The organism is Asaia spathodeae NBRC 105894 (assembly GCF_025994195.1).
GTDB classification, from domain to species: Bacteria; Pseudomonadota; Alphaproteobacteria; order Acetobacterales; family Acetobacteraceae; genus Asaia; species Asaia siamensis.
The window spans coordinates 179,353-194,875 of the sequence record NZ_BAPY01000026.1; the positions used below are offsets into that span (position 1 = coordinate 179,353).

11 protein-coding genes are annotated in these 15,523 nt (G+C 58.6%); all 11 read right to left on the reverse strand.

What is annotated here, in order from left to right:
• Nucleotides 1–9: 9 nt before the first annotated feature.
• The 11 genes from AA105894_RS10225 to AA105894_RS10275 all read right to left on the reverse strand — a co-directional run bounded on the left by AA105894_RS10225 (nucleotide 10) and on the right by AA105894_RS10275 (nucleotide 15,287).
• Nucleotides 10–1,371 (reverse strand): ATP-binding protein, encoded by a 1,362-nt coding sequence (locus AA105894_RS10225; RefSeq protein WP_188425493.1) that lies wholly within the window; start codon nucleotides 1,369–1,371, stop codon nucleotides 10–12.
• A 6-nt stretch (nucleotides 1,372–1,377) separates the two neighbouring features.
• Nucleotides 1,378–2,142: a response regulator gene (locus AA105894_RS10230; protein ID WP_267311614.1), complete on the reverse strand. Its 765-nt coding sequence runs from the start codon at nucleotides 2,140–2,142 to the stop codon at nucleotides 1,378–1,380.
• A 100-nt stretch (nucleotides 2,143–2,242) separates the two neighbouring features.
• Nucleotides 2,243–3,499, reverse strand: coding sequence for a hypothetical protein (locus AA105894_RS10235; protein ID WP_229719539.1), 1,257 nt, complete (start codon nucleotides 3,497–3,499; stop codon nucleotides 2,243–2,245).
• Nucleotides 3,500–3,934 (reverse strand): ExbD/TolR family protein, encoded by a 435-nt coding sequence (locus tag AA105894_RS10240; RefSeq protein ID WP_188425491.1) that lies wholly within the window; start codon nucleotides 3,932–3,934, stop codon nucleotides 3,500–3,502. It abuts the gene before it with no gap.
• A gap of 114 nt (nucleotides 3,935–4,048) precedes the next feature.
• The gene (locus AA105894_RS10245) at nucleotides 4,049–4,471 is read right to left on the reverse strand and encodes an ExbD/TolR family protein (RefSeq protein WP_188425490.1); all 423 of its coding nucleotides are present in this window, start codon (nucleotides 4,469–4,471) and stop codon (nucleotides 4,049–4,051) included.
• A 2-nt stretch (nucleotides 4,472–4,473) separates the two neighbouring features.
• A complete protein-coding gene (locus tag AA105894_RS10250) occupies nucleotides 4,474–5,538 on the reverse strand; it encodes a MotA/TolQ/ExbB proton channel family protein (protein WP_267311615.1) in 1,065 nt (354 codons plus the stop codon).
• A 199-nt stretch (nucleotides 5,539–5,737) separates the two neighbouring features.
• On the reverse strand, nucleotides 5,738–6,400 hold the full coding sequence (locus AA105894_RS10255; RefSeq protein WP_188425488.1) for an energy transducer TonB: 663 nt from the start codon (nucleotides 6,398–6,400) through the stop codon (nucleotides 5,738–5,740).
• Between the two features lie 387 nt (nucleotides 6,401–6,787).
• Nucleotides 6,788–7,919 (reverse strand): peptide chain release factor 2 gene (prfB, locus tag AA105894_RS10260; RefSeq protein ID WP_188425487.1). Its coding sequence is split into 2 segments (ribosomal slippage): nucleotides 6,788–7,849 and nucleotides 7,851–7,919, totalling 1,131 coding nucleotides; the frame shifts between segments, so codons are not numbered across the junction.
• Nucleotides 7,920–7,948: 29 nt separating this feature from the next.
• The gene (locus tag AA105894_RS10265; protein ID WP_267311711.1) at nucleotides 7,949–10,582 is read right to left on the reverse strand and encodes a penicillin-binding protein 1A; all 2,634 of its coding nucleotides are present in this window, start codon (nucleotides 10,580–10,582) and stop codon (nucleotides 7,949–7,951) included.
• Between the two features lie 271 nt (nucleotides 10,583–10,853).
• Nucleotides 10,854–12,680: a Hint domain-containing protein gene (locus AA105894_RS10270; RefSeq protein ID WP_267311616.1), complete on the reverse strand. Its 1,827-nt coding sequence runs from the start codon at nucleotides 12,678–12,680 to the stop codon at nucleotides 10,854–10,856.
• 669 nt (nucleotides 12,681–13,349) lie between these two features.
• Nucleotides 13,350–15,287: a Hint domain-containing protein gene (locus AA105894_RS10275; protein WP_267311617.1), complete on the reverse strand. Its 1,938-nt coding sequence runs from the start codon at nucleotides 15,285–15,287 to the stop codon at nucleotides 13,350–13,352.
• Nucleotides 15,288–15,523: the final 236 nt, after the last annotated feature.

Here is a 15,523-nt window from a genome sequence, read left to right on the forward strand (position 1 = left end):
ATCCCGAATTCAGACCTTTGCGGCTCCAAGAGGAAGCGTGATCTGAACGCAAAGCCCGCGACCCGGCACGTTGTGCAGATCGACCTTGCCTCTGGCGCGGCCCACCTCGCGGGTAACGATGGCAAGCCCTAGCCCCATACCGCCCGTCGCACGAGAGCGCGACCCCTCGACACGATAGAAAGCAGAAAGCACCTTTTCGAGTTCGGCTTCGGGAATGCCGGGACCGTCATCGACGACCGATATAATGGCTGCCTGCCCCGCGGTTTCGAGCGTGACATGGGCATCGCCACCATAATTGCAGGCATTATCAATGAGATTGGCAAAGACACGCTTGATGGCAAGCGGTCGCACCCAGGCCTGACAACGATCAGGGCCGGTATAGCTCGTCTCCCTGCCCCGATCGCTCTGTGAGTCGAGCAGGGTATTGAGTATGGCCACGAGATCGACCTGCTTGACCGGCTCGGGATCGAGATCGCCAGCCAGATAGGCAAGCACGCCTGTCACCATGGCCTCCATCTCATCGATATCGGCCTCAATGGCTGCCTGTGTTTCCTCATCGTCCATGAAGCCGGCGCGCAGTCTCAGACGCGCCAGAGGTGTTCGCAGATCATGCGATACGGCGGCCAGAATTTCGGTGCGGTCATTGATCAGGCGACGAATGCGATGCTGCATCTTGTTGATTGCATTAGCCAGACCGCGCACTTCTCGCGGCCCACGCTCATCGACCATCGTCCATTGCATGTCATCGGATTTGGCGATGCTATCGGCCACCTCCGCCAGCGCCCTCAGCGGGGTGCTGAGCGAGCGGACGATCATGGCTGCTGCAATCGCAACGGCACTGGCCGTAATCGCCGCAGAAGCCAGGCCGCCCGTCATATGACGATGCTTCAGGATACCGGGCACGTTGAAGACAAGGCGGCTGCCATCAGCCAGCTGCAAGGTGCCGTGGATGCTCGATGAATCGGCGCGATCGGCCCAGACATGAAGATCGGCCCGTGCCAGATCGCGATCATTGGCGATCAGACTGTCTTCGACATGACGCAGCCGATGGGGCTGATCGCGCTCGAAACTCTGATTGGCTGACCGCCAGGCCACGCTGATTCCGTTATCCGAAAGCAGCGCCCCCAGCAGCCCGCGCTGGCTGATCGGGGTTGTACGCAACACCCTGAGATCGGTACTCAGCTCTTCGGCAAGCTGGGTGATGCGGCTGTCATCGTCGATATAGGTTTCGGCTTCTTCATAGAAGAACGCACTGGCCACAAAGACGAGAATGACTGCCGCCAGCAGCACGACGCTGACACGCCCCACAAGCCCGACAGGCCAGAGACGAATGATGCGGGGCGTGCTGCCCCCTCCCAGGGTGAAAGGCATTTACCCTCAGACGCGCTCGACTTCAGCGACAAAGATGTAGCCGAGGCCACGCACCGTACGAATCAACGCGTCAGCATCGGCGCCGAGTTTGCGACGCAGGCGACTGACCAGAACGTCGATGCTGCGATCGGAGACATCGCCCAGACGTGTGCGCGACAGTTCGAGCAGACGATCACGAGCGATGACACGCTGGGGGTTATCGAGGAAGCTGATGAGCAGATCATGCTCTGCGCCCGAAATGTCGACGACGGCCCCGGACGGGTCGGTCAGTTCGCGACGGCGAAGATCGAGCTTCCAGCCTGCAAACAGGATGGTTTCCTTGCGGGAAACCTCGGTCGGCGCTGCACCCTGGCCGCGACGCAGGACAGCACGCACACGGGCAAGAAGCTCGCGCTGGCCGAAGGGCTTGGCCACGTAGTCATCGGCACCGATCTCGAGACCGAGAACGCGGTCACGCTCTTCACCGCGTGCGGAAACCATGATGATGGGGGTCTGGGCGAGAGGCGATTCGCCCGGGTGATTGGTTCCCTGGCCGTTGCGGATGGCACGGCAGAGTTCGACGCCACTGGTCTTGGGGAGCATCACATCCATCACCAGAAGGTCTACCGGACCGACTGCGAGGGCGTCCCACATCTCATCTCCTGAAGCCACACTGCGAACCCGGAAACCGTCGCCCTGAAGGGCGCGCTGGATCAGAGTTCGCATGCCGGGGTCGTCTTCAACGATAAGGATACGAGCCGGCAGGTCAGGAGCTGGAGTTACTGTCGTCATTTATCCCATCGATCATGCTGTGGTAAACGAGATTTGATACAATCTATGTCTACCACGGCGCAAGGACAACCGTTGGGAGCGCGTTTACACGCGCTTTACCTCACTTTGATGGTTTCGTTACAAGAAGCGTCCAAAGCTGGGCCAGATCCGCCGATCCGTGGTCGCCATGGACATCAGCAAAGGTCTTGACGGCGTCGTCCTTGCGGCCACCATCCATCTGCGCCATGCCGTATTGCAGCTTGGCTCCTTCCGGCGCAGCCGGTTTTTTGGCCAGGCCCTCACGCATCAGCGCAAGACCGGCATCGACCTGACCATTGAGCACCAGATTATAGCCTGCCGTGAGCGACGGAGCCGCGTTGGGCATCTTGCGGGCGGCATCGGCATCAGCCGCAAGGCTAGCCTTTGTCTCGGCAACACGCTTGACGACCATGGCTTTCAGGCGCGCCTCGCGTGCGGCGCCAGCATCCTTGCCCAGCGCACCAGACGCATAGGCCTGATCCATCAGATTGAGACCGAGCTGGGGCAGACCTGCCTGAACAGCGCGCTCAACCATATCCATATAGTCAGAGGGGTCCTTGAGAACGCCGGTCGCCATGCGCAGGCGCTCGAGATTGAACTGCAGCGCATCCGGCATCTGCGGATCAGCCGCGAGATTATGGATCAGCATCGCCCAGTAATCAGGCTTGGAGTAGAACTTGGCCAGCAGCACATAGGCATGCGTCTCGTTGGCCGAATCCTTCATCTGATGATAGCAGGTCGCCAGGAACTGAAGCTGGTTCTCGCTGGGGACGTGCTTCGCCTTGATTTCGGCGTCGATCTGATCCTGCTGGACACGGGCAGCATTCTTGTAATCCTGCTGCAGGTAATAGGCCTGCACCAGAAGAGCCTGCATCTGCGCATTGGGACCGGCGATCTTCAGATAGCGCTCGATAGCCGGCACAGCGTGAGCATAATCCTTGGCGTTATACGCCATGGTCGCATTGGCCATGAGCATCTGCTGCTTGGCAGCAGCAGGCGTGCGTGACGAGGCGATGAGAACATCATAGGCCTTCGACGCAGCCGCCACATCGCCCGACGACGCGGCAACAGCCGCGCGCATCTGGGCGATGGTGTATTTCTCGTATTCGGTTTTCCCCGGCAGGGCATCGGCAGCATCAACGGCAGCCATGGCCTTGGCATAGTTTTTCGCACCCAGAGCCGATTGCGCCTCCTGGAGCGGCTTACCGACCTTGGCGCTCAGCTGGTCTTCAGCGTAAGCGGCAGGAGCCACCCAGGCGCCGATGACGGGAACGGAAGAGGAAACCGCCAGAAGCGAGCTGGCTGCAAGGAGGGCGCGAGAACAACGGGGAAAACGCACTTACTGTCCTTCCATGAACTGGTCTTGACCGACGATACCGAGCTTGGTGACGCCCAGACGCTGAGCGTCGGCGAGCACGTGAGCTACCGTCTTGTAATCGGCCAGACGATTGGGGTGAATATGCATTTCAGGCTGATCAGGCTGATTGGCTGCATCCATGAAATGAGCCTGGAGATCGGCCTCGGACGAAATGGGGGCACCATTCCAGCTGATCGAGTTATCGAAATCGATCGCAACCGTGACAACTTTGGGCTCTTCCGTGCTCGGCGGCGGGTTGCCCTGCGGCAGGTCCAGCGCGACCGAATGGGTCTGGAGCGGGATGGTGATGATCAGCATGATGAGCAGCACGAGCATGACGTCAATCAGGGGCGTCGTGTTGATATCGACGATGCCCTCGTCTTCATGCGTGCTGTCGGATCCGACGCTCATGGCCATGAGAGAACTCTCCAACAGGCGGAAAACCGGCAGAGGCCGGATTCTGGAAAAAACGGAGCCGGAAGACCCTGCCCTGTGAGCGGGGTCTTCCTGTAGCTGGGGCCCTGACCGGGATCAGGAGTGAGGCTGCTCGGTGATGAAGTCGATGTGGTAGATGCCAGCTTCCTGACATGTAGCAACGACCTTGCCGACAGCTTCGTACCGTGCCTTGCCGTCGCCCCGGATCTGGATCTGGGGCTGCGGCTTGATGACTGCGACCTTCTCGAGACGATCGAGCAGATCCTGATGACCGCGCAGAGGAATCTCGTTCCAGTACGCCTGACCGTTCGCCGTGACCGCCAGGACAACGTTGCCTGGCTTGGTCTGGGTCGGCTGGTTGGCGTCGCGCGGCAGCTGCACCTTCACGGAATGCGTCGCAACCGGGATGGTGATCAGGAAGATGATGAGAAGAACAAGCATCACGTCGACGAGCGGCGTCGTGTTGATCGCCGAGACGACTTCGTCTTCTTCACCACCCCCACCGACGTTCATTGCCATGATCAGGCAACTCGCGAGCTGGTGGTCGTGGTCGTCGGGCTGTGGTCACCACCGGTCGTCGGCGTTACGCCGTGACGGAAGCCACCCAGCAGAACGGACTGAACGTCGGCGGCGAAGTTGCGCACGCGGTCCATGGCGCCCTTGTTGCGACGAACGAGCAGGTTGTAGCCCAGAACGGCCGGAACAGCGGTAGCAAGACCGATAGCCGTCATGATGAGCGATTCACCAACCGGGCCGGCAACCTTGTCGATCGATGCCTGGCCTGCAATGCCGATGGCGGTCAGAGCGTGATAGATACCCCAGACGGTACCGAACAGACCGACGAACGGCGAGGTCGAACCCACGGTACCAAGGAAGGCGAGGCCGCCCTGCAGACGCGTGTTGATGGTGTCGACCGAACGCTGCACGGACATCGCGGTCCAGCTGTGCAGGTCGATGGCGTCGCGCATCGAGCCTTCATGATGCTCGGCAGCAACGATACCCGTCTCTGCGATGTAGCGGAACGGCGAAGCCGGCTTGAGGGCAGCAGCACCTTCCTGAACGGTCGGCTTGGTCCAGAATTCACGAGCGGCTTCCTTGGAAGCACCAAATACCTTGGCCTGCTCCATGAACTTCGTGACCATGATGATCCAGGTACCTGCGGACATGATCACCATGATGATCAGAACGCTACGGGAAATCACGTCGCCGCCGGACCACAGAGCGCCCAGACCGTACGGGTTTTCCTGAGACTTCGGAGCAGCCGTGTCAGCAGCAGCTTCCGGGGCCGGAGCAGCGGCATCGGGAGCCGGAGCGGCAGGGGCTGCGGCATCAGGAGCCGGTGCACCCGGAGCCGGAGCAGCCGCATCAGGTGCCGGTGCGCCCGGGGCAGCAGGAGCGGCTGCATCAGGTGCCGGAGCAGCAGGAGCTGCGGCGTCAGGCGCTGCCTGCGGTGCAGCCGGAGCGGGCTGGGCAGCCGGGGCGTCCTGAGCAAGAGCAACGGCCGGCACGACCACACCTTGCGCCACGGCAAGCGTGACTGCCAGGGCCGGGGCGGCGAGAGCGGGAAGGCGGAACAGTCTCGTCATTAACTCCAAATCCTCTGAAAAAGAGCCCCTATCGAGAAGGACTCTGGCAGTGCCGCCCCGTTCTGGGGGGGAGCGGCTTGGTTTCTCACTATCCGGGGCGCGGAGGCTGCCTGCCCCCGTCCCCGCCGGGCGGAAAGATCCTGCGGACCCCTCACCCCATTCTCTATTTCCGGTCGGGGGAAACCTGACCGGTCCGCACTCAGTCGTCGCCCAGGGCGAAGTTGATGTGCAGGGTATGGTGATGCTCGACCACGGCCTGACCGTTGGTGACGGCGGGCTGGTAACGGGCCTTGCGAAGGAATTCCATCGCGGCTTCCACGAAGGCATGCCCACCGGAGGAGTTCAGCACCTGACAGTTGGACGGCTTGCCCGTCGTGTCGATGTCGCAGGCCACTGTCACACTACCCTCACGGTTTTCCTCGAGCATTTCCTCAGGGAAGACAGGCTTCGCACCGTTGATCGGCACAGCGCCAGCGGAGTGGTCAGGAACCGGCGGACCTACAGGCGCGGACGGCGTGGGCGGAGCCGAGACAGTCGCAGGCGGCATTGGTGCCGGCGGCTTCTCATGCGTCACCTGCTTGATCACGTGCTTCTGCGGCGGCGGCTGAATCTGGATCTTCGGCGGCGGAATATACGGCGGCGGCGGCGTCGTCATCTGCGGCGGCGGCGGTGGCGGCGGCGGCGGCGGTGGCTTCTTCGGTTCCGTGATGATCTTCGTCTTGATCGGCGGATGGAACTGTTCGACGATTTTCGAACCCAGACCATTCACCAAGGCGTAGATCACAACGACGTGGAAGAGCACAGCGATTGCGATGCCGACGATGTACTTCGTCGGGCGTCGCTCCTGCTCGGCGTAGTTCATCGGTTGTGTCACTCCAAACCCTCTGTCCTGTACCCCACACCTCTCTTGCGAGAGGGGCGGACCGACTTGAAATTATCGCAACCGCCCCATGCGACTTGCGTTCCGGTCAAGCGTCAGTTTGGCCGACACATCCCGAAATGTTTACCATGCTTCTGACGCATGGCTCCCGTGCAAATTGGGCAAAGGTAAGGCACTGCTGTCAAGTCAGTTTCGTTTCGTTCGTGCCGTTTTCCCGGAGCGCGTTGGTTTGCATACCAGCGACACGACACTTTGAGACACAGTGAAACGGAACATTAATTCACTGCAAGAGTAATATTTATGAAAGACGAAAAAAGGGGCTGAAAGTCTTGCGTAGCAAGAGATTCAGCCCCTTCCCCATAGCCCGGATTATTGAGCTGTGGCGCTTGCTTCCGAGCGCGTTGCACCCACGCGCTGTGCCAGAGCCGCAGACATGAAATCGTCCAGCGCTCCATCGAGAACTGCGTCTGGATTACCCTTTTCCACGCCTGTGCGCAGATCCTTCACCAACTGATACGGTGCCAGAACGTATGAGCGAATCTGGTGCCCCCAGCCGATATCGGTCTTGGCCGCCTCGGTCTGCGCCGCCGCCGCCTCGCGCTTCTGAAGCTCTGCTTCATACATGCGGGCCTTCAGCATCTGCATGGCTGTGGCACGGTTGCGGTGCTGCGAACGGTCGGTCTGACATGCCACCACGATTCCCGTCGGGATATGGGTGATGCGAATCGCCGAATCGGTCTTGTTGACGTGCTGCCCACCGGCGCCGGAAGCGCGGAAGGTATCGACCTTCAGATCGCTGTCATTGACCTCGATCTCGATCGTGTCATCCACCACCGGATAGACCCAGACAGAGGCAAACGACGTCTGACGGCGCGCAGCCGCATCGAAGGGCGAGATGCGCACCAGGCGATGCACACCGGCCTCTGTCTTGAGCCAGCCATAGGCATTGGCACCCGTCACCAGCAGCGTGGCGGATTTGATGCCCGCCTGTTCGCCTTCGCTGGTTTCCATGACCGTCACCTTGTAGCCACGCTGCTCTGCCCAGCGGGTGTACATGCGCAGCATCATCTCGGCCCAGTCCTGGGCCTCGGTGCCGCCAGCGCCTGCATTGACCTCGATATAGCAGTCATTGCTGTCCGCCTCGCCCGAGAGCAGGCTCTCGATCTGACGGGCATTGGCCTGCTCGGCCAGCTTGCGCAGGGTTGCCACGGCTTCGGCCACGGTGTCCTGATCCTGCTCTTCCTCGGCCAGTTCGACGAGTTCGAGCATATCGACGGTGTCGCGTTCGATCTTCTCGACGCCTTCGATCTGCGTCGCCAGAAGCGTGCGTTCACGCATCAGCTTCTGTGCAGCGTCGGCATCGTTCCAGAGGTCGGGGTCTTCTACGCGGTGATTGAGTTCCGCGAGTCGTGTCTGTGCTGCATCCCAGTCAAAGATGCCTCCTCAGCAGTGCCACCGACTGCTTGATCTGCTCCGATAGGGCCTCGGTTTCGGCCGACATTGTTCATGCTCCCAGAAAAGGTTTGTGCCTCAATAAAGCCCGCCCATGCCGATGTCACCCGGAGGTTGCGCATTGGGGGCCTGAAGTTTCTTGGGGGCGCCCGAATTCTCGCCATTGGGGTCGCTCGGACCCGCCTGGCTGGCCGCCCCGGCCATATCGGTTTCCGTATCGTACAGATCGGTCCCGGTATCGGCGGCTGTCAGCGCCTCGGTACCGGCACCGAAGCCATGCAGCGCGATGCTCATGCCTGGCACCTGATCGGCCTTGAACCCGTCGACCGCCATGAGGCGACCCGTGTCGTAGCGGGCCAGTGTCACGCCTTCGGGCACACGGAATTTGAGTTCGGGCCGCCCTTCAAGCGCGACCTTCATGAAGCGGTTCCAGATCGGACCGGCGATGCGCCCGCCGGTCTCGCTCTTGCCGAGGGATTGCGGCGTGTCGAAACCGACCCAGACGATCGTGACGATATCGGGCGTAAAACCGGCAAACCACGCATCGCGGAAATCCTGGCTGGTGCCGGTCTTGCCCGCGATCTCGCGCGTGATGCCCTGTCCTGCGATCGTGCCGGTGCCACGCTTGATGACATCCTGCATCATCGCCGTGATCTGATAGGTGCTCGCGGCGCTTGCGACCTGACGCCGGTTGTCCTGCAGATGCGGCACTTCCACACTGCCCGCCACGGGCTGGGTCACAGGCGGCTGCACAGGCCGGACCGGCGGCGTTGCCGGCGGCACAGCGGCATCGGGCGTGGCCGGAAGGGCGGGGGCAATGACAGCTGTCTGGTTGGGTGCCTGCATGGTGGTGCCAAGAGCCACGCCCTCGGGTTTCCAGAGCACGGTGCCGTCACGATCAAGCACGGCATCGATCAGCGACGGCGTAACGAGCTTGCCGCCATTGGCGATGGTCGCATAGGCCCCTGCTTCACGCAGCACCGTGGTCTCGACCGCGCCAAGAGCTGCTGGCAGCACATGCGGCATCTGGTCGACAAGACCGATGGAGATGGCCATGTCAGCCACGGATTTCATGCCCAGATGGGCGGCAAGACGAATGGTGACGAGGTTGCGGCTCTCACGCAGTGCGTCATGCAGCGTGGTCGGGCCCCAGTTATCCTCTTCGTAGTTTTTCGGGTGCCAGTCGCCATAGGAAACAGGGGCATCGTCGAATTTCTCCGACGGCGGAATCCCCTGCTCCATCGCATCGAGATAGACGAAGGGCTTGAAGGATGAGCCCGGCTGACGCAGTGCCTGCGTTGCGCGATTGAACTGCGACTCCTTGAAGGACCAGCCGCCCACCATGGCCAGAACACGCCCTGTGCGTGCATCGAGACTGACGAGAGCGCCCTCGACTTTTGGCACCTGACGCACCGCGACACGGCCTGATTCAGCCTGCGGCTCGATCATGATCACGTCGCCCGCCGCCAAAGCACCACCACTGCGCATCCAGCCAAGATCCTTCGGCAGGACCTGTCCTTCCTGTGCCTCGCCATGCGAAAGCCAGCCCACACGGCCCTGGGCGGGGTTGAGAACAACAGCAAGGCGCCACTGGTCGATCATGCCAGCAGGAGGCGTGATATCCTTGAGCGCCGTGGCCCAGCCTGCAATGGCGCCCGGATCATGCAGCTTCGTGACCGGACCGCGCCAGCGACTATGGCTGCGGTCATAGTCCATGAGGCCCTGCCGCAGGCTGAGCGTTGCTGCATCCTGAAGTTTGCGGTCGAGGCTGGTATGCACCTCAAGCCCGCCCTGCATGGCCCGGTCGGGGCCGTAGCGGTCTATGAGCTGGCGACGGACTTCGCTGCCGAACCATTCGGCATTGGGCAGAGGGCCAAAGCGCACCGCATCATGCGGGATGAGCGGCTCTTTCTGCCCGGCCTCTGCGGCCTCTCGCGTGATGGCATGAATTTCTGCCATCCGGTCGAGCACCCAGTTACGGCGTTCGATAGCCCGCTCGGGATGGCGATAGGGATTGTAGTTTGCGGGCGATTTCGGCAGTGCCCCCAGAAAGGCCGCTTCGGCATCGGTCAACTGGTCGAGCGGCTTGTTGAAATAGGTCTGTGCGGCCGCCGCAACGCCATAGGCGCCGTTACCGAGATAGATACCGTTGAGGTAGATCTCGAGAATCTTGTCCTTGCTGAGCGTCTGCTCGATACGCAGGGCGAGAAGCGCCTCTTTCTCCTTGCGCTCGAGGGTGCGCGCATTGCTGTTGAGCAGCATGTTGCGCGCCACCTGCTGCGTGATGGTCGAGGCCCCCAGGGCACGCTTGCTGCGATGCGTCAGGTTGGTCAGCTCGGCACGCAGGATCGCCAGCGGATCAAGACCGGCATGGGTATAGAAATTCTGGTCTTCCGGCGCGATGAAGGCGTTCTTCACGCGCTCTGGAATGGCGTTGATCGGGATATAGATCCGGCGCTCGGCGGCGAGCTCGGCCATGATCCGGTCATCAGACGTATAGATCCGGCTGACCGTGGGCGGCTGATAGGTCTTGAGCGTGTCGACACTCGGCAGGTCGGAAGCGATCTGCTCATACTGATGCCAGACAAAAAGCCCCGACCCGGCCACACCGACCAGCATGACGCCGACCGCAATGGCCAGACCCTGACGCCAGCGCCGGAAGCGTGGTCCGCGCGGCGGGCCATTACGCCCACCGCCGCGACGTCCGACCATTGGCGCAGTCGCTGAAGTGCCACCACCAGTCGCAGTGGAAAGCCACAGGGATGAGAACGTGTCGGATGAGAGGGCGGTAGAGGCACGGATCATGAGAATCGTTTAGCAGCCTTGAGGGAGCACGTCGCCCCCCGCAAACTTGGGGTAGGGCGACCATTATGGCACGGTTTCACCAAGGGACACGAGCGTCTCATCGCCTGCCGGGTTTCTTCGCGGGCTCTGCACCAACGACCCCAAATCCGCCTTTTTGATCTGCATCCGCGTTAGTGGCTCAAACCGCGTTGAGGTAGGACTGCGCCCCAGTCACTCCCTTCACATCCAGATATGGCCCCGCCTCAAGAAGCTCCAACGACAGAAGACGCAATTCGTCTCCCATGCTTTCCTCCAAAGAAAGAAAGCCCTCGCCATTTGTCCAACGCGATGTATTCCCCTCATAGGAATGCCAGCCGCAGATCTCGGAGGGCTCGAGATGCTGACGGCACTCGACAATTCGACCCGCAACGAATAGCAAAACCTGTCCAACACGCACACCAAGCGTCCGACGATCATCGACGAACGGGCCAATCACATCGCACGGGCGCGAAGCCCTCGAGCGAATAGAGACGAAGCGTGCCGAAGACGGCAGCAGAAATACATGCTTGGCCCCAGCCACACGCACGGCACGGATGATCTGCCCGCATTCCGTCTGCAAATAGAGATCCGCATCGGATACCGTTTTCGGGAGAAAACTCTCATTGCCATTTATGCGAGACGCAATCTTCCGGTAGATCGGTTCGACGAAAGCCCTGTCGGTGCCCAACGGTGCTGCTGCGTCCTTTACCCAGGTCTTGCGAGATATCTCGTGCGGAACAGATCCGGCCTGAGCGCCGAAGAGCGCACGGTTTCCAGTATCGAGATAGCTTTCCGACAACACGCCTTCAGCGATGACTATCGAATGATGGCGTGTTTCGAAATGGAAGAAATCATACGAGCTTTGCGAGCGGTCGTAACAGATCGTCTGGCCATTGACGAGCATGCGCGCCGGAATGAAACGACCGTCAATGTGGAGGCAGTGCTCGCTGGTGACATAGAGGTCACGAAGGGGCTGGTTATCGCCCAGCGCATTTTTACGAATACAAACGGGATATCCGGCATAATCATCGGATTTTTCCGTATCGACTTCGCAATGTCCTCGGCCCGTCCAGATAATTTCACGCAGCTCTTTCTTACCATCGACCACTGCGCTTATCAGATCGCCCACCCGCAGCATCTCGACAGGAACAACACCTTCCTGTGTCTCGATCCGCGTGCCCGCAAGGTAGCAGACAACAAGTGTGATGCCGTCATCGGTCTCAAGAACCGAGACACCTGTATTTTGGATACCCTGAACATTCAGGGTCAGGATACGACCGTCCTTGAGAATCAGCATCAAGACGTCGGTGCCCGTGATCACCGAGGCAATATCGCCCTTTACCAGACCAGCGATCTTGATCTGATCGGACAGGCTCTCGCTTGCGCCGTTAAAGCCTGTGATGAGCGTCGTGGGCATCGCCCCAGCAGAGAGCGTGACCGTCGCATAGCTGGTCCCGGCCAGGTTGACGGTTCCGCCTACCGGCCCGCTCAAATCTGCTGACGCCCCCTCCTGCAGCGACACGCTGCCTGCGATCAGCCCGCCGCTATTGACTGCAATCGTTGCGCCGGATGCCACAGTCTGGTTCTGGACCGATCCGGTCACAGTCTCGACAGACCCTACTCCAGCAACAGTCCCACCAATGATCGTGCCGGCATTCGACGTCAGGCCCGTCACCAGAGCGCCGGTTGCACAACTCACCGTCACACCCGAATCCATAGTGCAGTCTGTCAGTGTCGCACCTGACAGCGCACTAACCGTCACACTTGAGTAAAACGACCCACCGGATATGAGGGCGGTCGGTTGCATGGTCACCTTACCTGCCCCGAAGCCTTCATCCAGCGCTCGTCCACCACTCTCGAGAACAGTGACACAACTCAATGCCCATCCACCAGACAAGGCACCACCACTCTTCACTGTGATGTTCGCACTGAAGAAGTGAAGTTCGTTCATCATGCCTGAACTGATCACAAAGTTGGTGCCGGCCATCGTTTCTTCTCTTCCCAATTTTGGTATGGTTCTTATTGTTTTCACAAAAGAAACAGGGATAAGCCCGTTTTCAGCTGCACGAAAAATTTATATAGTTACTTTGATGTAATCAATTATCAAATTATTTTCGGTATCCTGTATCATCCAGATTCAGAAAATCGATAGAAATTATCGATTATTTTCAACTGCATTATCAATATATCTATTTTATTCTATCTTTCATTTTTCTGTATTTCTTTCTTGTATCTGTCATTGCCATCGTCCGAGATATAAAGATTCGTTCAACTGAGACGCGCCGGCGGAACCGGCTTTTCATGACAGGGCAGATCGATCTTTACGGCGCAGACATGCTCACAACGTCAATCTGCGAGTAGGCCGTCCCAAACGAGGAACACTCCTTCAAGCGCCTCGCGATAAGGTAGGTCAGCCTATAAAAGAATTGTTTTTATAGATTCACTATTGCAATACGAAATATAAGCATAAAATCTGAATTCGGGAGTCACGCAGGATAGCCCAAACTAGAGTGACTCGCTCCGTGGCTCTGACCAAGACATGCCATCTGCCTCGAAACTAGCTCCGATGACCTGTATAATATTCGGCGGACCTTCATCCACGATGTTGAAGTCTATACGACGCGTGGCGATAACGCCACACTAATCGCCCATGATGTCAGCCGGCCAGCGCCCGAGTCCATTCCGTCGCTCCGTCGAGCTTATAGGGCCCTGCCTGCAGCACTTCGAGCGTGAGGATGCGATCACTCTTTAGCTGGCACTCCGGAAGAAACAGGAAGCCATCCCCCGCAGTCCATCGGCAAGGGGATTCCTCCCGCTTATGCCAACCCGCCATTTCGTGTAAATCGAGATGGCTCTTTATCTCAGTAATATTGCCATCAGCAAAATAGAGGATCTGCCCTATTAAAACGCCAAGAGCGCGCCTATCATCGACAAAAGCACCATACACGTCACATGGGCGCGAAAATCGTGACCTGATCACAACGCTGTTTACCCCTACGGGAAGCTGGAACAGATGCCTGCAACCCGCCACGCGCAACGGCTTGATGAGATTTCCCTGATCGGTCTCGAGGCAGAGATCAGGGTCAAACGTGTGAGGCACCTCTGCTGCAGCTACGCCAGATCGGGCCACAAGCCTTCTGAAAATCGGTTCGATTTCGCAGCGAGTCGTGCATAAGGGAGCTGCAGCATCGTGCTCCCATGTCTTGCGCTCACTCAACGGATGCAATCTCGCCGATTGCACGTCAAAGATGTAACGATTTCCTGTGTCGAGATAGCTTTCTGAAAGAATACCGTCAGCAACGACGATAGAGTGCTCACGCGTTTCGAAGTGATAATAGGTATACTCAGTAACCGAGCGATCGTAGAATATGGTGCTCTCATTCACGAGCATACGCACCGGAACAAATTTTCCATCTATCAGCAGACAGTGATCGGCCGTGACGTGCATGTCACGGTCAGGAATCATCTCATCGATGGCTCCCTTTCGGATGCAGACCGGATATCCAGCACGGTCATCTTCCAGGGCAGAATTGACAGAGCAATGCCCCTGCCCTGTCCAGATCACTTCACGCAGAATGTCCTCATCCCCAGCACGCGCCAACACCATGTCACCGTTTTTAAGCAATTCAACTGCTTTACTACCGTCTGGCGTACGGATCATGGTACCTGCAAGATAACAGACTACGATCGCGAGACCATTTGACGTGTCCAGCAGCGAGTACCCGGAAGCCCCCACCCCTTGAATATTCAGGGTCATGGAAAAACCCGTTTTCATGGTCAGCGTGATCTTGTCTGTGCCGACAGAAACAGAAGCCACCTGACTCTTTGTCAGACCCGCGAGGTAAACCCGGTCAGACAGAGACGAATCCTGACCGTTAAAACCGGTAATGACTGTATGAGGCATAACAGAACCGGAGACGGTAATTTGAGTGTAGCCGCCCGCAGCCATATTAATGGTGCCCCCGACATTGCCGGTCAAAACAGCCGACCCTCCGGCCTGCACGGTGAATACTCCGTTGATGTCGCCACCATCGACCACCATTGTCGCCCCAGCGTTGATCGTCTGACCCGTGACCACACCCGCGACTATTCTCTCGACGGTTCCCGCCCCTGTCAGGACGCCACCATTAGTGAACCCACTATTGACGAGATTACCTGAGAGGGTTGCTCCGTTACAGTTAAGTGTCGAGCCAGGCCCCACAGTACCACCCGAGATGGCGACCCCATTCGCCGTGACCGTAGCCCCACCGGTGATGGTGCAACTCGTCATGCTTGCTCCAGGCTGAACATTGGCGATCCCTCCGGTGATGGTCTCGCCTCCCATATAGCCGCCAGCCTGGACAGTGGTGATGCAGTTGATCAATCCACCACCCACCAGAGCCCCTCCATTCAGGACTGTGACTGTCGCTCCGTTCCAATGGTAGCCGTTTGAAATTCCAGCAGAAATGATGACACTGACCATCGTTTTTCTTTCTTTTTGTTCAACCCCGAAGCTTCCGTTACCGGGCCCGCTAGTTTTGTAATAAACAAATAAATCACATAAAATTAGACAAATTGTATATTTTTCACAAATAATAGTGAGCGTATATCCCATTATTTCCTATGATGATTTCTATATAGAAGCTGGTAAATATCGTGTCCGACATTCTTTGGGGGTGGGGAAATATTTTTTTATATCCCCGGCATTGCTTTTCATAAATTTAATTCATAAATAACAGAAATATAGTAAAAATTAAAATATTCGTCTTGTGGTATTATATTGTATTTGCCGTTTTATATTTATAATTTATTTACAAAACCTCCTCACCAATCCCCCTCCCGCACCACCCA